This is a genomic window from Lentilactobacillus parabuchneri DSM 5707 = NBRC 107865 (genome assembly GCF_001435315.1).
In the GTDB taxonomy this organism is placed as follows: Bacteria; Bacillota; Bacilli; order Lactobacillales; family Lactobacillaceae; genus Lentilactobacillus; species Lentilactobacillus parabuchneri.
The window spans coordinates 1-18,654 of sequence record NZ_AZGK01000021.1 but is presented as its reverse complement, the minus strand read 5'-3'; the positions used below and the strand labels follow the sequence as shown (position 1 = coordinate 18,654).

21 protein-coding genes and 1 riboswitch are annotated in these 18,654 nt (G+C 44.2%); of the genes, 15 read left to right on the top strand and 6 right to left on the bottom strand.

Going from position 1 to position 18,654, the window contains the following annotated elements:
* Positions 1 to 57 precede the first annotated feature (57 nt).
* Together FC51_RS11275 and FC51_RS11270 are read right to left on the bottom strand one after the other, a co-directional pair.
* On the bottom strand, positions 58 to 789 hold the full coding sequence (locus FC51_RS11275) for a matrixin family metalloprotease (protein ID WP_057910366.1): 732 nt from the start codon (positions 787 to 789) through the stop codon (positions 58 to 60).
* A 263-nt stretch (positions 790 to 1,052) separates the two neighbouring features.
* Entirely contained in the window at positions 1,053 to 1,403 is a 351-nt protein-coding gene (locus FC51_RS11270) for a YisL family protein (protein WP_057910365.1), read from the bottom strand.
* A gap of 139 nt (positions 1,404 to 1,542) precedes the next feature.
* Here FC51_RS11270 and FC51_RS11265 point away from each other — a divergent pair, with 139 nt between their 5' ends.
* Positions 1,543 to 2,190: a GPP34 family phosphoprotein gene (locus FC51_RS11265; protein WP_057910364.1), complete on the top strand. Its 648-nt coding sequence runs from the start codon at positions 1,543 to 1,545 to the stop codon at positions 2,188 to 2,190.
* Between the two features lie 91 nt (positions 2,191 to 2,281).
* Here FC51_RS11265 and FC51_RS11260 read toward each other — a convergent pair whose 3' ends face one another.
* A complete protein-coding gene (locus FC51_RS11260) occupies positions 2,282 to 2,653 on the bottom strand; it encodes a hypothetical protein (protein WP_057910363.1) in 372 nt (123 codons plus the stop codon).
* Between the two features lie 190 nt (positions 2,654 to 2,843).
* Between FC51_RS11260 and FC51_RS11255 the strand changes: the two genes are divergently transcribed.
* The 8 genes from FC51_RS11255 (at position 2,844) to FC51_RS12595 (ending at position 12,654) form a co-directional block, all read left to right on the top strand.
* Positions 2,844 to 3,245: a hypothetical protein gene (locus FC51_RS11255; protein ID WP_057910362.1), complete on the top strand. Its 402-nt coding sequence runs from the start codon at positions 2,844 to 2,846 to the stop codon at positions 3,243 to 3,245.
* Between the two features lie 16 nt (positions 3,246 to 3,261).
* Positions 3,262 to 3,807 (top strand): helix-turn-helix domain-containing protein, encoded by a 546-nt coding sequence (locus FC51_RS11250; RefSeq protein WP_057910361.1) that lies wholly within the window; start codon positions 3,262 to 3,264, stop codon positions 3,805 to 3,807.
* A gap of 106 nt (positions 3,808 to 3,913) precedes the next feature.
* Positions 3,914 to 4,351: a hypothetical protein gene (locus FC51_RS11245; protein WP_057910360.1), complete on the top strand. Its 438-nt coding sequence runs from the start codon at positions 3,914 to 3,916 to the stop codon at positions 4,349 to 4,351.
* 472 nt (positions 4,352 to 4,823) lie between these two features.
* The gene (locus FC51_RS11240; protein ID WP_057911337.1) at positions 4,824 to 6,764 is read left to right on the top strand and encodes an ABC transporter ATP-binding protein/permease; all 1,941 of its coding nucleotides are present in this window, start codon (positions 4,824 to 4,826) and stop codon (positions 6,762 to 6,764) included.
* A 394-nt stretch (positions 6,765 to 7,158) separates the two neighbouring features.
* Complete coding sequence (locus FC51_RS12600; protein WP_057911336.1) at positions 7,159 to 9,006, top strand: DUF5776 domain-containing protein; 1,848 nt, start codon at positions 7,159 to 7,161, stop codon at positions 9,004 to 9,006.
* 164 nt (positions 9,007 to 9,170) lie between these two features.
* Entirely contained in the window at positions 9,171 to 10,037 is an 867-nt protein-coding gene (locus FC51_RS11230) for a DegV family protein (RefSeq protein ID WP_057910357.1), read from the top strand.
* Positions 10,038 to 10,053: 16 nt separating this feature from the next.
* Positions 10,054 to 10,551 carry a DUF1836 domain-containing protein gene (locus FC51_RS11225; RefSeq protein ID WP_057910356.1) on the top strand — a complete coding sequence of 166 codons (498 nt, stop codon included), beginning with the start codon at positions 10,054 to 10,056 and terminating at the stop codon, positions 10,549 to 10,551.
* A gap of 222 nt (positions 10,552 to 10,773) precedes the next feature.
* Positions 10,774 to 12,654: a DUF5776 domain-containing protein gene (locus tag FC51_RS12595; RefSeq protein ID WP_065203693.1), complete on the top strand. Its 1,881-nt coding sequence runs from the start codon at positions 10,774 to 10,776 to the stop codon at positions 12,652 to 12,654.
* A gap of 50 nt (positions 12,655 to 12,704) precedes the next feature.
* Here the strand turns inward: FC51_RS12595 and FC51_RS11215 are convergent, their stop codons facing one another.
* Positions 12,705 to 13,124: a hypothetical protein gene (locus FC51_RS11215; protein ID WP_057910355.1), complete on the bottom strand. Its 420-nt coding sequence runs from the start codon at positions 13,122 to 13,124 to the stop codon at positions 12,705 to 12,707.
* A 334-nt stretch (positions 13,125 to 13,458) separates the two neighbouring features.
* Positions 13,459 to 13,549, top strand: a riboswitch (TPP riboswitch).
* 113 nt (positions 13,550 to 13,662) lie between these two features.
* Here FC51_RS11215 and FC51_RS11210 point away from each other — a divergent pair.
* The gene (locus tag FC51_RS11210) at positions 13,663 to 14,376 is read left to right on the top strand and encodes a TenA family protein (protein WP_057910354.1); all 714 of its coding nucleotides are present in this window, start codon (positions 13,663 to 13,665) and stop codon (positions 14,374 to 14,376) included.
* 208 nt (positions 14,377 to 14,584) lie between these two features.
* Here FC51_RS11210 and FC51_RS11205 read toward each other — a convergent pair whose 3' ends face one another.
* Entirely contained in the window at positions 14,585 to 15,127 is a 543-nt protein-coding gene (locus FC51_RS11205) for a C40 family peptidase (RefSeq protein WP_057910353.1), read from the bottom strand.
* A gap of 349 nt (positions 15,128 to 15,476) precedes the next feature.
* Here FC51_RS11205 and FC51_RS11200 point away from each other — a divergent pair, with 349 nt between their 5' ends.
* Complete coding sequence (locus tag FC51_RS11200; protein ID WP_057910352.1) at positions 15,477 to 15,767, top strand: phosphocarrier protein HPr; 291 nt, start codon at positions 15,477 to 15,479, stop codon at positions 15,765 to 15,767.
* Positions 15,768 to 15,952: 185 nt separating this feature from the next.
* Entirely contained in the window at positions 15,953 to 16,366 is a 414-nt protein-coding gene (locus FC51_RS11195; RefSeq protein WP_057910351.1) for a hypothetical protein, read from the top strand.
* Positions 16,367 to 16,422: 56 nt separating this feature from the next.
* Here FC51_RS11195 and FC51_RS11190 read toward each other — a convergent pair whose 3' ends face one another.
* Positions 16,423 to 16,908 carry a YbaK/EbsC family protein gene (locus tag FC51_RS11190; RefSeq protein WP_057910350.1) on the bottom strand — a complete coding sequence of 162 codons (486 nt, stop codon included), beginning with the start codon at positions 16,906 to 16,908 and terminating at the stop codon, positions 16,423 to 16,425.
* Positions 16,909 to 17,132: 224 nt separating this feature from the next.
* Between FC51_RS11190 and FC51_RS11185 the strand changes: the two genes are divergently transcribed.
* From FC51_RS11185 to FC51_RS11175, 3 genes are all read left to right on the top strand, one after another.
* Entirely contained in the window at positions 17,133 to 17,669 is a 537-nt protein-coding gene (locus FC51_RS11185) for a sigma-70 family RNA polymerase sigma factor (protein WP_057910349.1), read from the top strand.
* A 104-nt stretch (positions 17,670 to 17,773) separates the two neighbouring features.
* Positions 17,774 to 18,022 (top strand): DUF1659 domain-containing protein, encoded by a 249-nt coding sequence (locus tag FC51_RS11180; RefSeq protein ID WP_057910348.1) that lies wholly within the window; start codon positions 17,774 to 17,776, stop codon positions 18,020 to 18,022.
* A 29-nt stretch (positions 18,023 to 18,051) separates the two neighbouring features.
* Positions 18,052 to 18,279: a DUF2922 domain-containing protein gene (locus FC51_RS11175; protein WP_057910347.1), complete on the top strand. Its 228-nt coding sequence runs from the start codon at positions 18,052 to 18,054 to the stop codon at positions 18,277 to 18,279.
* The last annotated feature ends 375 nt before the right edge of the window (positions 18,280 to 18,654 follow it).

Below are 18,654 nucleotides of genomic sequence, written 5' to 3'. Positions count from 1 at the left end.
CCACATGCGACACAAAACCCGCGAGCATTCAATTGCTCGCGGGTTTTTAGATCACTTTTATGATGGATAAGCTGCAGCCAAGCCGGCAACGTCGCCTGCGGAAATATCGTTATCGCAAACGGTGGGGGACATGATACTGTCCGGTGAAGATGAATGCTGCAATCCCAAAGCATGCCCCAGCTCATGTTCGGCAACGTGGATTTTTTCTGTGGTTGTGTACTGGAACAAGGAACAGTTATTGGCATAAATCGTTGCCGTGGTCGGGCCCAAGGTAAACAAGCCGTTTATCCGGGAGTTGTCGTAGTGAAGTGTCGTCATGCCAGCGTACTGAAGGTTATCGGTATCCTCAACAGTCAGGGTAATATCGGGCTTGGCAGAGTACACCTCGACTAAGTTGACCACGTTTGTTTGATTCCATTGATTGACCGCCAGTTTCCAAATGTTTTGGTAATAGTTGGACGAGGTGTCAACCTTGTATGTAATTGTCTTATCTGCCCAACGGTATTTCGCGGGTGTTGGTGTTACTTGTGGGGATGGGGCTGCCGATTGTTCCAACACCGGTTGCGGGCTGGTGTCAGAACTTTTGTCGTCAGCCGTAAGTTGAGTCGGATTTTTCGGCTGTTTAACGGGTTGACGCTTGGGCTTGCGTGAATTGGCCCGCTTCGAATACTCGATGACCGTATTGATCGTCGGTTCAGCTTTGGCGATGTTTGAACTGAAGGCAACAGACGCCAGCAAGGATGTGCATATTGTCAAGATCATCAGTAACTGTTTAGCGAATTTATCCATACTCTGCGCTCCATAATGAACAATATTTAGCTCATCAACCTTGCCCCCAACGATCGACTTGCTATCAATAAATAAGTATAACATCATATCACGCAAAAACAATATGCATATAATTGAAAAGTGATAGTTATTGAGACTGTGAAAAATAATGACCGTAGACTAAAGCTGCTATTTTGTTTTTGACTCGGCCAGGACTCATATTTGAGCAAAAAAAGGCGGACAAAACGTTTTCGCGTTGTCCGCCCTCATTCCTAAATGGCTATTTAAAAGAAGTACCAATTAGCCAAATACAATCCCAGAACACTAGTTAATGCAAAGACGATGACCAATGTCCAAATGATGTTGGCTGATAAATTGTGATGATTTTTGCGTGCAAAGCCGATTTCCAAAAGGGCGATGACGGCTAACCCCAAAATCACCTTGAGACTGCCTAAGACTGGATCACGTGGGACCCGGAACAGTGCCAGCATAAAGCCGGAAACTAAAATTGGGATGTAAACAACTCGGGTGATCATCATGAAAATCGTAGCGAGCTTATCTTTTAATATAAAGGCTAATGCGGCCGTAATAATTAATAAAATCCAAGAAATTAAATGAATATTGACATAAAGCACAGTAAGTTCCTCCTCAATTGTTTCTATGATTTAGTATAGTAGTTCCTTTTGGAAAAATAAAAGTAATTTCTTGATAAGCCACGGTAAATACGCTATTTTTTAGGTAGAGATAACTTTGAAGCCGAGGGGGGTCGTCGCCATGAAAGGGTTAAATTATACCCAGGAGTTCGTGTTATGTGTGTTAAATCAAAAGCCAAAAGTCAGTGCGTTTAAGGAGCGGAAAGTAGCGGCGTGCTTGTTACTATCGGAAATTGTCGAGCTGCTGCGTGATGGGACAATGGCACTCACACCGGCCAATCGGATGGTCATTGCGCCAGTCAACAAGGCGCCCAAGGATTACCTGGTGCCGATCACCGAGGACATCAAAAAAAGCCAGCCGCAATCCGTTAACAACTATGTCCGGGATGCCGTTTTATCGGTTCGTAAACGACGAATTACCAGGATTGCCCAAGCGGTGTGTGATTCGCTGGTTAAGGATGGCTATCTTGAAGAAGACCATAAGACCTACTATGACAATCAAACATTGACCGATCGGATCTTAAAGGAATTGTATAGCGACGCGGTTTCCAAAAATGAACCTTCCGAACAAAATTCCATGCTGGCGATTTTGCTGGTCAATTCGGGGCTGATTCGGCAGATTTTTCCAAAAGATGAGGCCCAAACCGTTGAGCTGCGATTAAAGGAAGTCATGAAGTCCGATCAGTATCATCTCATTTCGGACGTGACTAAACGGATCAATCAGGATTTGACGGCGATTATTGAAGCGGTGTCGTTTGCGAAAAAATAAGCGTACTGACACACGTTTCAACTATATATAAAATGGAAAAGTAGGGGGCTGTCGGCAAAACTAGCTGTTTTGTCACAGCCCCTTACTATCTCTAATTTTCAGCCGCACTTTGTAACGCATTGAGCCCGGTCACATAGTTCATGGTTGGCAGCGCGCCGTTTTTAAAATCTGCGAGTTGATCATCACCAATCCCCATTGTCCTGAAGGCGTCAGCTTCCGAAAAGCCGGCCTTTTCACGGGCGACATTGATGCGGTCAATCAATTCCTTAGGTGACAAACTCAGTAAGTACAACCGCTGAATCTGCGTCAAGGTTTGTTGGTAGGCACTTTCAGGTGCTTTTTGCGCGCGGAAAGCCTGGACTTCATCCGGAGTAAACTCCACGATGTTAAACAAATAATCGTCATTCAGATTTAACTTTTCTTGATATGACTTAATTTCAGCCATCATTTCAGTAATTGTCATGATTCAACTCCATTGAATTATTTTAAATTGTTCTTATCTATGATATGACAAATTGGCGGAGAATTCTAATTAGATTGAGAGGGTGATGATTTTGAGCTTTCAATGGCACATAAAAAGGCACAAATTAGTTGCTAAGTGTTAGCACAGATGATACGATAATGTTACTCTACAGTAACAGGCGGTATTTCACGTGCAGTTCAACAGTTCTTATGCGAAGCTTGCGATCAAACAAATCGAAATTGCTTTTCAACATGGAGAAATTCGAATGCGTCCCGGAAACAATGAATATGAGCTTCATTCGAAAAAGACAGAAACGTATTTCCGACAACATGGTATTACTTTTCAAAAGGCATTGGCAGATTCTGTTGAGGCATTAACAACCTCGAAAGATGTAAAATTCAGAGGCCCTTCAAAGAGCTATTTTCCGGGCCAACCTGATGGCGTTATTTTTGACTTTTTGGTTCCACTTTATGATTCGAGTATGTATATCAAGTTTTCGTTTATTGTGAGACATGGACGACAGTTTATCGTGTTTGAATCTTTTCATGAATCGGACAAACCGGGCCTAAATAATTTCATGGATCTTTACTGATTGGGAGGCAAATAGAATGAGCAAAATTACAATTAAATCTAAGGTGAGCGAATACGACCCTTTTTCAGATCAAAGGATTGACTACCAGGAAATTACACTCAACGAATCGGTCACTATTCGAAAGCTCAATTTTATCAACCAACATACGTACTTGGTTCAAGACGGTAAAAGTCCAGAGAATCCTCAGAACTATGAAGTGCCTTTTGATGATCCGGATGTTAACTTGAAATCTGATTATTGTGTTTATCGCGACAAAGTGGGATTTTTGTCTCCGGAACACATTAAAAAAATTCGACAGAAACTAAACTTTAGTTTACGAGAGACGTCGGCCATATTGGGAATCAGTTACAGCACGCTTTCAGAAATTGAAAATGGCGTTATACTTCAATCAGAAATTCAGGATAATTTGTTGAGGATGTTACTGCACCCGTATTTCTTGGTGAAAATCATTGAAGATCACAAGCAATTAATTCAATTAAAACTTGGACCTAACGGGTATCAGCAAATTATCAACAAGATACACGCTCAACAGAACTGGGATGATGACAAATTACAGATGTAAAGCCTAGTAAATCATTAAATCCGTCCAGAAGTACTGCAAATGTAACCACGTGTATGATACGATGAACGTGTAGCAATAATCGAACAACTATAAGGTGGTATATAAATTGGCAGAAAATAATAATTGGCAGTTAATGGCCGTTCGCTTGGATGGCTTGAGTTTTGATAGAAGTAATTACGATCCTCAAAAGGCACCCCAAGTTAATGCGGAAACGCAATTGACATTACCAGGGCATCCAGACGATTCATCAACTTTGAACGTGATCCAGGTGATCTCGAAGTTCAGCCTGTATGATGACGAATTGTCAAAGCCTTACTTCACGGCAACGATTGCCGGCGTTTATCAAGTACCTGATTCATTGAAGGATAACGACGCCATTCAAAAGGCAATTGACGATGACAAAAACTTAAAGGACAGTTTCGCACAACCAGTTGTCGATTACATGCTGGCAGTGTTTGCGGACACAACCCTGAAGGCATTTGGTACACCAACAATCCTGAAGCGTGAGCCATTGATTGATACGCTGTTTGGGAGAAAAGCATAGAGAGCGGAACGAACCGGTTAACTTTTGAGCATTAGTTTAATAACGGCGTTTAACGCTGGTTTTGCGTTGAAGGCCGTTATTGGACTAAGCGGAGAAAGTTGGTTCGAGGAGCTCATTTTGTTGGAGCGACGAGACACGTGTTGCCCCTGGTGTCTAAGAGAAAATCATCAATAAAGAACGATTCTTGTTCTTTGTTGATGATTTTTTCTTAGATGTTAGGGGGCAGTGTCGTCGTCCACAGGACTAGGCGCTACACTGCGTTTGCGGCCGTCGCCCACAGGACTAGGCGCTACACTGCGTTTGCGGCCGTCGGAGCTCGTTTTATCCAAGTAGCAGAGAGCAAGGAGACCAGCCTTACCTGAACACTGGCTTTTTTCTTACCCCCATATAAGCCACAAGGTACCCAAGCGCCCCAAACTGCGGTAAAATAAACCAATACGCAAATCCTGAGCATCATAAATTGGAGGACCACATGAGTTACTTAGAACTGCACAACATTAAAAAATCATATTATCTTGAAAATCAGGAATTCCCCGTTTTAACCGGGATTGACCTGTCATTTAACCAAGGCGAATTCGTCTCAATCGTCGGAGAATCCGGCGGTGGGAAAACCACTCTGATGAACATCATCGGCGGACTCGATAGCAACTATTCCGGGGATGTTGTTTTAAACGGCAAATCACTTCGCCACGATACCAACAAGCAGCTGGACGCATACCGGCGCCAGACAATTGGCTTTATTTTTCAAAACTTCGATCTGATCAGTCACCTGACGGTTTTTAACAACGTCATGGTTTCGCTGCAAATGACTAAATTGAGCCATAAGCAACAAGAAGCCCGTGCCCGTCAACTGTTAGATCAGGTGGGGTTGAAGGACCACATGCGCAAATATCCCAATCAGCTGTCCGGCGGCCAAAAGCAACGGGTGGCGATTGCCCGGGCGCTGGCCTCTGATCCGGAAATTATTATTGCCGATGAGCCGACTGGGGCGTTGGACAGTCAAAACACTCAAGAAATTTTGGGCTTGCTGGACCAAATTGCTAAGGATGGTAAACTCGTCATTACCGTAACCCACTCGGAGACCGTTGCCAATCATGGAACGCGAATTGTCCGTTTGGCAGATGGCAAAATCAGTGAGGACACGACTTTAAAGGCCGGGTACGAAAAATCCCAAGCGAATGAATTATCGACTCACACGCTGAGATTTGGTGCCACCCTTAAAATGGCGTTGGAAAACATGCGCTACAACTTGAAACGGAACCTTCTAATTGTCTTTGGGGCCGCGATTGGCATCTTCAGTGTGATCGTCATGCTGGGATTGGGGAACGGGGTTCAGGGATATATCAACCACGAAATTTATTCGCAGGTGAATCCGAATGCCGTCCAAGTGAGTCAAAACGTTTCCGGCGATTCCAGTCCGGACCTCAGCAAGATTAACATTACCAGTAAAGACAAGAATCGGATTAAGGATATCAAGAACGTCAAGAGCATTGATGACGGTTACTTTGTCCAAGGTGGTACGCAATTGCGGATGGGCCGCAAGACGGCTTCAATTTCGTTTATGCAGACCCATAACAAGACCATGCTGGCTAAGAGTATTTCCAAAGGCCACGCGCCTAAGAACAACGAAATCATGCTGACCAAGGAATACGCTCAGAAGCTCAATAAAAAGCACCCGTATTCTTTGATTGGCAAAAAGGTGACCTTCTATCAAAACACCCTCAATAGCAAGAAGCGCCCGGTCATGTTGACCAAAACGCTGACGGTTAGTGGGATTGCCAAGGCCAATACTGGGTCGACGTCCATCACCTACGCAACAATGAAAGCTCTGTACAAATCAAAGGGCATCAAGATTCAGCCAAACTTCGTGACGGTTGAAATTGCAGGGGATGTGAAGAACGTCAAGCCGGTTGAAAATAAGATCAAGGCTTTCAAGAACGACAAGAAAAAATCAGCATACGAAATCACTGGTGTCGGTGGCTTCGTGGACACCCTGAACACGTATATTACATTGGCCGTGAACGTCTTGGCTACGATTGCTGGCATCTCGCTGCTGGTATCGGCCATCATGATCATCGTGGTGCTTTACATCAGTGTCTCCGAGCGAACCAAAGAAATCGGGATTCTCCGGGCATTGGGCGCTTCTCGAGGCAGCATCAGAAACCTGTTCTTCTCTGAAGCCTTCTTCATCGGCCTGTTCTCGTCAATTTTGGCGATTGCCTTGGCTGAACTCCTGCAGGTGGTGGCCAACCACATTGCACAAGCGGGAATCAGTTATTCCATCATGCAGATCACGCCGGGAAATATCACTTTTGGCTTTGTCGTTGCCATCGTCATCTCACTCTTGGCAGCTCTCGCGCCAGCGGGCAAAGCAGCAAGGTTGGATCCAATTGAGAGTTTGAGTTATGAATAATGGGAATTAAAAATTATGTATAAATAGTTATTCTGGTTAATTAATATACGAGAGTCTGTAAGGAATTATTTTTCCTTTCAGGCTCTTTTTTTGCTTATGATTAGTTAGCTTTGCGGGCTTCTTTGACGTTATAGTGAATTATTAATTTATCTTTTCATAAGAAATGCAAGCGATTACATTATTCAGATGTAGGCATTTAAATGATATACATATCTATATATAAATAATTCTTTAATTAATAAATATGATGGAATATTCAAGAAATTGGCATAATTCATTTATTATGTAAGTCATGCCATTTCGCTTTACACCATGCTATAATTATTCATACTTAAGTTAAGCAATACATGACCGGTCACATGATGCTTATATTTAGATTCTGGAGGGGATTTCAATGAAGATAACAAAGATACACTTGGCTCAAACGATAATTAAAGTAACAATCTCCATGGCAGCACTTGTTGGTTTTGCGGTTACGTCAACGCAGCAGGCATCGGCAGATAGTTCATCTCCCTTTTATAATGGAGAGCAGCCAAATTACACACCTGTTGAGTTCCAGGGATCACAGTTACAATTCTCGGTATACTTTACAAATGAGGATGAGTCAGCAACTTCGAACTACGGCTCTTATGCCTCGCACTACGATGGAACCACAATGAAGTATTTAGATCCAGAATCTCACTCCATTATTGATAAAGACAAGTTGAAGGGTCAGTTGTATGCAAAATATGTCATTTACAATCCAACCAATACCGATCAGCCGGTTAATAATCAATTTTCGCTTCGAAAGATAGGTCTTCCTTCCAATGTACTTCTTGCAAGCTTTAATTGGACAGAGAAGGCAACCAATTATACGCCGGCTTCAGGGTTCACAGATGGGCCTCAAATATATCATTCGGGAGAATTTTACACATTAACCGATTTTAAAGCAAAGGATCAACAGTATTTCACAGTGGACTCAGTGGCCATACTCAAAACACAAGGGACTCTTGGCCCCAAAGGAACTTATATTCTTAAGGTTCCCTTAAAGGTAGCAGACAATATAAACTATTCTGATAATAGTGATGGTAATACCTTATATCTAGCTAATGCACTTCGAACACCGATTGCAAACAACAAGGAAGTTATAGATACAGCTGTTGCTCGGGCAAGATTTGCAGAGCAAGTTCCACTGACTGGTAAATTTTTACCTGTTGTCAAGAATGCTGACGGTTCATATACGCCAATAAGTGATATTCAATCTGTCATGCCAAATATTGCTAACAATAATGGCTCATTGAGGTTTGATGATTTTTGGATGATTGGTTTTGACAGTACAGTGAACACCAATTTTGATACACTTCAACAGGTTCCTTATACGACTAGCAAACTATCATACTACATTGACGAGTCCAAACTCTTGGATTCAACGGGAGCATCCCTACTGGATAACCTTAAGAAGAATTATGGGTACACACTACCAACAAACGCAGACGGGACAACGCAATCGCTCTTCAATTACGTTTACGGTGATACCCCAACCTTTACCAAAGATGGAAAGACCATTGCGAACCCACTTGGCAGTAATGGTGTTGGTAATTTCTACCTTGTGTTCTCCAAAATTCCAAACTGGGTAAAACCCACCGATAACAACAATCATGGTGGCGGTAGTTCCGGCAGCTCAACAACGACGACTACTACTAATAATTCAACTACCACCAACCCAACCAATAACGCTTGGAATCCGTCCAATCCAACTGCTACCAACGGAACAGGGCTTCCAAACTATGCGGCTGTGAAGGGCGCCGCAGTTTATGCTACCAAGAAGATTTACATGTATAAGCACGCTGACTTCAAGAAGTCACAACGAATTGCCGTTTATCCAAAAGTAAAGCGGGTCAACCGACCGATGTTTGTGGTTCTTGACTACGTAAAATCCAGCAACGGCACTTTACGCTACAAGGTTCGTGACGTGAACCATGGCAAGAAGACCGCCGGTAAGGTTGGTTACATCACTTCCAGCAAGAAATACGTCGTCAATGCTTATTACCAGACGATGCCAAAGAGCAAGAAGATCACTGTGATTGCTAAAAATGGTGTCCATGCGTATAAGAGTGCAAGCTTGAATGGTCGTTCCAAGACATACAAGAAGGGCACGAAGCTGACGGTTAAAAAGATTGTGAAGCATAACCTAACCACACGTTATCAACTAAGTAACGGCTACTACGTGACAGCTAACAAGAAATTTGTGATTCAACACTAGGCACTAAATTTCATTTAGCTAAAAAGGTTCCAGTACCTGGGTTTGCCGCAGAAATGCGACTGCTCAGTTACTGGGACCTTTTTAGTATTGACAACCCACCTATGTAGTATACAATACTACATAAATAGTAATTAAAACTACGCCAATATCTAAGGAGAACGAAAATGCCCGAAAAGATTGCCATTCTAGCTGATTCCGGTTCTGATGTGCCTGCTGAATTATTGAACTCATACGATAATATCGAAGTTGCCCCAATGATCGTCACCATGGACGGTAAAGAATACCGCGACAATGTTGATATTACCCCGGAAGAATTTTACGCCGCCCTGGACCATGTTGATGAGTTGCCGAAGACAGCTGCGCCCACACAGGGAAGTGTTGAAGCCCAAGTCGATAAGTTGCGTCAACGTGGCTTTGATCACATCATCGGCATCACGGTATCGGCGCACCTTTCGACCTCGTTTGGCACGTTTACCAACGTTGCCAGAGAGACGACCGATATTCAAATGGACGTGGTCAACACCAAGAACATTGGGATTGGCAGCGGACTGTTTGCGGTGTACGCAGAAGAAATGATCGACAGCGGCCAGTCATTTGACGAAACGATGAAGTTTCTCAAGCAATCGGTTAAGAATAGTCGGACATTTTTCTATATTCCCAGCTTAAAATATCTTCGTGCAGGTGGACGAATTGGTCGGGTGGCCGGTCTCATCGGTTCCGTCCTAAACATTAAGCCGGTCATCGCAACCGATTCAGACGGCATTTATTTCCCAGTCGCCAAAGCCCGCTCGGAGCAAAAAGCCATCTCCAAGATGGTCAACTTAGTGGCGGATCGAATTGCCGCCAATAAAAGCGTCCGTGTCGGCGTTGTCAACGGTGCCGACGTCCCGCTGCAAGAAAAAGTTTACGACCGCTTGCATGCTGACTTCCCACAACTTAAAATCTATAGAGGAAGTATTTCACCTGCCTTGGGGGTTCACACCGGTCCGGGTCTTGTCGGCGTTGGTGTCCAGATAGGTGAAGGTGAATAACGAGAGGGGCGGTTTGATGCCAAAAACGACCACCGAGCTGGAAATTAGATTACCGATGTGGGAAGAGTTGCCCGCATTTTCACTTCATCTGGACCAGTTATTGGACCTGACAAATGAAGTACTGGAGCCAATCATTGGCGATAAGATTACCAAAACGATGCTGCAAAATTATTTCAAAGCCAGAATCCTGGTCCCGCCGGTGAAAAGCAAATATCACCGGACCCAATTGGCGGGGGCGATTGTGATTGGCTTATTAAAAAATGTCTTTACGCTAAACGAAATCAAGGCGGGCTTACTGGCGCTGCTTGGAAACGGGACGCCCAAGACCGGCTATAATAACTTTGTCGTCATGTTCAACGAGCAGGCTGCCAAAGCCGGAAAAGAGTTGTCTGACCCGACTAGTTTAGAATTAAGGTCAGCCGGCCAGGCGACCTTGATGCAATATGACGCTGTCCAGTCAATTTTGTTTTGGCTGTCGGCGAAGAATCGTTTGAAGAAATTGATGGATGACTAAGATCGTGATGGGGAAATGACCTCGCACGGTCTTTTATTTTTGGCTTTTTTGAGTCACTAGAAGCTTCTGGTTGACAGATTTTAGAAATCCTAACTTTAATTACAACTAAGTTAATGTTTTCATTACGAAAATGATAGACAAAGCTTACCGATAAGATTAGAATTATACGTACAAATCTCATTAGTATTTCATTTATCGATTATTGGGTATGGAGGGGTTATTTTGAAGAGTAAACATGCAATATTTTTTAAGCAATTATCTTTAAGTGCAGCGGTTCTTGCTGGGTTGTTATTGAGTGCGCCGATTGTCGGGCAACAGGGCAGTGCACTAGCGGATTCAACATCACAGGTAAGTTCCAATGCGTCGGTGAACACAACATTTACTGGAACCATATATCGAAATACACCAAGCACCCAGTCAGTGACGTCCCCGCAAATCGCAAATGGATTTGAACATTCTTTGTATTTCCAGGCAACTGATAAGAGTGGTAACTTACAAGATTCGAACTATGCTGTGGATCCTGAAACGTCAACGCCACTGAAGACAATTATTAACAGTGACAACTACAAAGATTTAACCTTAAACTTCACAATTAATAACAATACAACGGACGACAAAATTGTGAATGAAATTGTTTGCTTGCCAAAGTATTCAGATGACAGTACTCCGTTGGTATTTGACAACGATCGCGGTCATTCAACGATTGCACCAGAAAGTGGTAGCCAAAGCAGCATGGCGTTAACAGCCTATATTGATAAACACGAGTATTCGTTAGACGCAATTCCGGCAGGCTCCGACTGGTCAACAATGGATAGGTTTCGAGTAAAAGGAACGCTTTCAGCAGGTCAACACTGGAGTATTAAGATTCCACTGAAATTAAATATTACTGATGCGACGGCGCTTGATGAGTACCTATACGATTCAAAATGGGCTCAAGTCGTCGATAATTCATATGCCCCTAACTCATACTCTGGGCCAACATTGACAACCTATATCAGAATTGCCCAGCAGGATAGTCTCAATGGCGGCAAATATTTAGCAACCATTGAAAATAATGACGGCAGTTTCACACCGCTTCCTCAAAATGTTGAGGATTTGATGCCGCAAATTGGCGCAAATGGGGAAGTGATTTGGGATAATTTGTATGATGGCAGCTATGGTAGTGGGTCCGTTCAAGGAGATGCTCAAACCGCCTTATTCAAAAAGCTCGATACGGTTGGGTTTACTGGATCGTATTTCTATTTGGACTTGCAGAAGCTTGGCGCTGTTAAGTCGGCCAATGGCTATACATTGGAACGAAATTTACAGGCTTTAGGCTATGACTTTGCGCCTGATTCAACAACCAACAAGACGGCCACTTCATACTACTATCGTTTTTCAGGGGTAACTCCTAACATCACTGGCGGCAACGGTGGTGGGATGGGCACAAATGGCATCGGCAGTATTAACCTCCGATTGTACAAGGTAACGCCGGTTCCACTCCCCGCAAAGCCTAATAATGGTGGAAATGGTTCGTCAAGTTCGAATACATCGACAACAACCAACACCACTCCAAGCACCAATAACACTTGGAATCCAACGACACCTAAACAAACAGATGGCAGCACAGGCCTTCCGAACTATGCCAGCGTCAAAGGTGCCGCTGTATATGCCACTAAGGCAATTTACATGTATCGGACACCAAACTTCACCAAGCATAACCGAGTTGCCAAATATACCAAGAAGGCACGGGTTAACCGGCCAATGTTTGTCGTCACCGGTTATGCACGTTCCAACAACGGTGCGCTTCGCTATAAGGTTCGCGATGTGAACAAGGGAGCGAAGACTTACGGCAAGACTGGCTATATTACGGCTAACAAGAACTACGTTAGTGGCGTTTACTACCGTACTCTGCCGAAGAATAAGCATCTTACTGTGATTGCTAAGAAGGGGGGTAACGCTTACCGGACAGCTAGTCTGACAGGTAAGTCGAATCACTACAAGAAAGGGGCTCGCCTTCACGTTAAGCGACTCGTTAAGCACAACTTGACCACCCGTTATCAGCTCACCAATGGGCACTATGTAACGGCTAATAAAAAATTCGTTATCCAGGGTAATGACTAATTACCTGAAAGCTGAAAGGACCCGAAGCCACCTCGCTTCGAGTCCTTTTATTATCCTTCATTCAACTTTAACAATACATTTCCATGACCGGCGATCGTCCAAACGTGCGATAGATTGCGAACGTTGTCTGGAAACTGATCCCAGCCACTGGTTGACTGTTTCAACTTCCGGGTTAATGCTTCATCGGCTTCGTTTAACCGCAATTCGTCAAACGAAGAAATATTATCGATAGTGTACAGCTGATACAAACTAAAGACATTTTCCGGAATGTTTGTTTCGCCTGTTATCGGATCGTACTGGTAGGTGCCGGGCTCGACTTCGACGTCAAACTCCGGTGTCCGGCCTTCATACAGCTTGGGGCCAGCCGGAACCGGTTCGAGCTCATCATAATCTGCCGTCAGCATACTCAACCCGATGACCAGTAGGCCGATGAAGGCGACACCAATGATCGTTAAGTACTCTGATATCATGTGGATCCCTCCAAACGGTATGCTTATTTATTGGAATTGATTGTAAGCCAATGTGGCGAAAAAAGCATGGAATAAGTCTGCAAATTTGTTGGGGAAAATTTAGTGGTCAGGTATACTGAAATTATCAGGGAAGTTGGCAATTATTTTGAGCTCTTGAATATATCTAGGGGAAACCACGTACTTACTAATATGACGACTGTGATTTGTACATGGTGTCAGTCAAATTTTTAATTAGGGTACATCATGAGGAAAACAAAATAATAATGTGACACTATATATTTTTTAGTTGTATTTCACCGCCAACCCACTATAATCAACTGTGTAAAACAAAATAAAACGTGGTCTGGGGTGCCCTTACGGCTGAGATGATACCCATTGAACCTGATGCAGTTAGGACTGTCGCAGGAAGATCAATTGGCAACCAATTCATTTGGCTGCAGGTGTCACATGTTATCATCAACTGTCATTGATCAGCGGCAATCCATTTGTCGACTGGTCTTTTTTTATCGGCTCCCGTGCCACTACAGGAGGAACGATTATGTCATTGTCTCAAGATATATTGTTTGACGCCCAACCGTATTTGATTGCCAACGAAAAACATCCGTTTGTTCAGGGAATCATCAGCGGTCAACTCACGTCGGGTCAGCTGCGCTATTATGACGAGCAGGATATTGCCTTTGAATATAATGAAGTCGCGGTGATTAATGCGTTGATCAACTACAGTACATCCACCGAGCAGGCGCTGCTGTTTCAAAAGCGCCAGGATATGCAGCTGACGATGCTGCGGGATTGGTTAAAACGAGAGCCGGAGTCGATGCCGCATGATTGGGAAACGCTCAAGCAAACGCCAATTCAGCCGATTAACCAGATGTATCGTCAGCACATGGCGGCCACTATCCAGACCCACAGCGTTCTGCAAATTTTGCCATCGTTTGCGGCGGGGGAGTGGATGTATGTTGAGTTGGGCAAATTTATGGCCAAGCAGACGAGAGTTCAAAAAGAGCCGTTTCAAAGTTTCCTGTCCATGAGTGGGGATGCCTTCTTAGGGCCCAATGGCTACATTCAACAGTTCTTCAACATCATTGATCACGAAGCTGAGTCGGCGACCGCACGCGAGCAGGAACAGGCCAAGCAGACCTTCTTGAAGAGCTGCCTGCTGGAGTGGTATTTTTGGGACGCCGCCTACAAGGAAATTACTTGGGATAATTGGAAAGCTGTTGCCCTTGAAGGTAAGGGTGGACCGATGATCTAAAAGGGTATGAAAAAATGAGGTGGACTTCTCAACTTGTTGAGAGGTTCACCTCATTGGTGTTTTTATATCTAGCTGAATCGTGAGCCGACGGCAGCCTACTTGGCAAACGGCAGCTTCCGGCCGTATCAGTCAATTTGCCAATCATCCAAGCCCAGGGTGTTTGGCAAATCAACTTATACTTTGGAAGCTAACCGCCGTTTGTCGCACACTACCCAGTGACCTTACCCGCAAAACTTGGCATAAAGGCACTGTTAATCGTTTCAATATCGACATTTTGGCCCGGTTGCGGTGCGGCGACATACTGGTTATTGCCAATGTAGATGGCTACGTGGTGGGTTGCGCCGTGCTCTCCCCAGAACAACAGGTCACCTGGTTGAGCCTCCGACACGGCTTCTGTTGTAACGTGGCTTTCCTGAGTAACCGTATAGTGCCCGAGTGAGATGCCGGCTGCCTTTTGGTAGACGTAGTCGGTCAATCCTGAGCAGTCCATTCCTTGAAGGGATTCGCCACCCCAAACGTAGGGGATGTTTTGCGAAGCCAGTTGCTTGGCCAAGCTGACCACGGCGTCCGCCTTTGACGTCGCACTATTGACGGTCGCCTTGGTGGTGCCGGCATTTGGATTGTAGTAGGTGGTGCTTGCCTGTTGTGGCTGGGTTTGATTGTTATAAGTATCTGCGCTTGCTTGAGTAACCACGCCGCCCATAATCGCTCCGGCAACTGCAGCACTCAAAATGAATTTCGTGAATTTCAATGAAGAACACCTCGTTTTAATATTTGTGGTGTCATCATAACGCCCATACTTTTCAAGCAAGTTACAAAATAATTGAGTTCCGTTGACGAAAGATTGCGGTCTGTAATCCTGTTAAAGATTTGGTAGAGAAGCTTAAAAATTTGATATAGCGATTGACAAGCATCATCAAAATGTTGTTCTCACGACGAAATACTGATCTTTTTTATGAAATATCATAAACCTCTTATATTTTTTGACTAAGTTCGAAAAATGTTGTGAAACCTATTGAATATTGACTAGTAAACGCTTACAATGTCAGTTAATATATTAGTTCAACAATCAAGTCAATCAATCTAAGAGGCGAAGTCAAATGGAAATGCATAAATTCAAAGTTTTAGCAGAAACAGGCATCATGTCACGGCCAGCAACCAGACTCGTCATGGCAGCACAGGAGTTTAAGTCCGATATCAAGCTCACGTATAACGATCACACTGTTAATTTGAAATCAATCATGGGTGTGATGTCACTGGGTGTTCCCCAGGACAGCTATGTCGAAATTTCGGCCAGTGGCGAGGATGAAAGAGAAGCCATGGTAGGAATTGATACATACTTGGAAAAAGAAGGAATCGTTGAGCAGGTGCAGGAAAGTGCCGATGCGTAAGACAGGCTTCATTTAAATAACAGGCTCCTTAAGAGGCGACATGCAAACTGACTTGCGTGCCGCCTTTAATCTGTTTAGCGCGATTGGCTTTGCAACACACCAATTCCAACGCTTGTCGGCAGAAATCAATTGAAGTATCATAAGGGATGAAAGCGCTAATAAAATCTAATTATGGGATGAGAGATATGGAAAACGAAAATAATAAACTTGACCGCAAACGATTAAGTGAAATTGTACCAGCACTGACCACCGTCATCAGCGACCCTGACGATCAGTTCTCATTATTTGACTGGGGCCACGGGGAAATCATCGGCCTGATTCATCATTACGAAGATGACCCTGACACCGAAGTCGAAGACGTTTTAAGCGGTGGTGTCAAAGGCGGCTTGGGCTACTCGTACGACCCGGTTGACGAGGCCCACTTCCAAGTGGACGGCAAGGATAAGACCCTGATAAAGGGAACGGTCGCCTCAAGAAGCGTTGCCGTTCTGGTATCGCCTGACGTTCCCGAAGCGATTTTGGATTACTTGTCAATCGACATGATCAACACCCTGCAGATTCCCGGAATTCATTATGAGTATCCGGATGTCTTAGATTAACGACAAAAAAGTCTAGCCCCACACTCGAACTTCATCGAATGTGGGGCTAGACTTTTTTAGTTAATCACCACGGGCACTTTCCCCATAGCCCGCAACACCCGCACCAAATCAGCATACGACATCAAAATCGTCGCCGTATTGATATTTGGGTGGGCCGAGATTTCGGGGAGGCTTTGCAGCGACTTGTTTAGCAGGACAGTTACCTGGTCGTCGGTGTCGTGCATCAGTGCCAGCGGTGTCACCATGCCGGACACGACGCCGAGCAGGGCTTCCAATTGGGCTTCACTGGCAAATGCCAGGCGGCTGTGGCCCAACCCCAGCTGATTGGTTAATGACTTAAAGTCGACACGATGATTGTCGGTCAAGTACAGATAATACCGGTCGCTTTTCTTATCCTTCAGCAGTAAGTTCTTCACCTCAGGCAACCCTTCCGGTGTGTTTGGATCATCCATCGTCCAAATAGCCGAGTGGTCGACGCGGCGATAGTCAACGCCGACTGATTTCAATAAATCCAGTGCTTCTTGTTCAGTTGCCATTTTCATGCAGATCACCTCATTTAAGGACATATTATACGGAAAAATTCCCGAAGTTTTGCTAATTTCGTAAAAAGTCGGCAACTTCCACCAAAGTGAGCCCCCACCAATGCTTTATTTATAGGCCCTCACACAATAAAATCTCCGCCGTTGTTTCCCCATTTTCTTCTATATATACTGGCTTCTTGTGACATTGGCCAATGGATCAATTCAATCACAAGGATGGATTCATAATGACAAACAACAAGAAGCAAATCGAACTGTACCAAGATGCCTTTAATTTCCTACTGGACGGCGACCATGAGCTGGTGGTCTATGGGGTGTTGAAGAAACTGCACATCCGCCACGATAATCCATATTACGACGACTTAGTTCAAGAGGGGATGGTTGCCTTCGCCGAAAAGTACATCCAAGCCATCAACCTCAAAAAATCCCCGGGATCTTACCTGTTATTCATCTATCAAGGCGTCTACTGGCATTTGCTGGATTGCCTCAGAAAAGAAATGCGCCACCGAGCCGGCATCGAAGAACCTGATGACGAGACGGATCTTTTAGCAGAGCTGGAAGATAAGAAGAAGTCCGTCGGTTACTACGATACCCACATTATCTCCGACGAATTGATGACTCAATTGACCCGAGAAGAAGCCCGTTACTTGAGCTTGGCCTACGATTATGGGATGAACATCACCGAAATTGCCAAAGAATGCCACTGCTCGAGAACGACTGTTTACCAGTGGCGGCGTGGGGTGATCAAAAAGTTCCAAAAATAATCAAAAAAATCTGAACACTTTGGCCCCCTCAATTCGTTACTAGTATATGTAAGGGTTGGCGCCACCGACTTACAAACTATTCAAAACACGAAGGAGAATGAACGATGAAAAAAGATTGGATGAAGTCAAATGTTACCTATACGTTGGTTAATGAGGATCACAAGAAGGGCGTTAAGCATTCTTTTGCGTACGTTGCTCAAAATGTGACGGCAGAAAAAGTTGCCTCATTCGCTAAGATCCTTGAAAGCCTCGTTGACGGCAACATTACTGACGCAGCCGTATCTTCAACCGACCACGTTGAATTAAGCGACGCACCACAGACCCAACCGGCACCAGCCGCACCACAAGCGTAATCATAACGGACTAATAGGAGGAAACACACATGCGTAAATTAGAATTGGTATTTAAAACCTCAGATGAGAAGCTCAAGACATTGTCAATCAACTATGCCAACGGCGACTTGTCTGCAGAAGCTGTCACTAAAGCGATGGAAGAAATCTCCAAATTGAAGATGTTCGACCGCGATGGCATTGACCCATACGCCACCCCAATCGCTGCTCAGTATCGCAAGACTGAGATCGACAAATTATTCGACACTCGTGGTGAATAATTGATTCACTAACTAATAACAAGCTCGGAATCATCACATATAGCAACAACGGTGTGAAAAGCCCGTCAATTGAGTTATCAAACTCGGTTGACGGGCTTTTTGCGTTGGCATGTTGGCATTGTGCACTGTATTACAAGAATGTTTCAAAAGTATCAAATAAAATACTTCAGTTCAATTACCTTGCGATATTTGTTATAAGAAGCTAGAATTAGAAATGTAGAAAGTTTGGACTAGCTTGTGCTTGAAGCGACCCCTTTAATGGGTACACTATGGGTACGGGTTACATAAACCTAGTGAACTACAAAATTTTTTATCATATTGGAGGAGACGCAATAATGAAATCTAGTTTGAAGAAATCATTATTTGTAGGCTTGG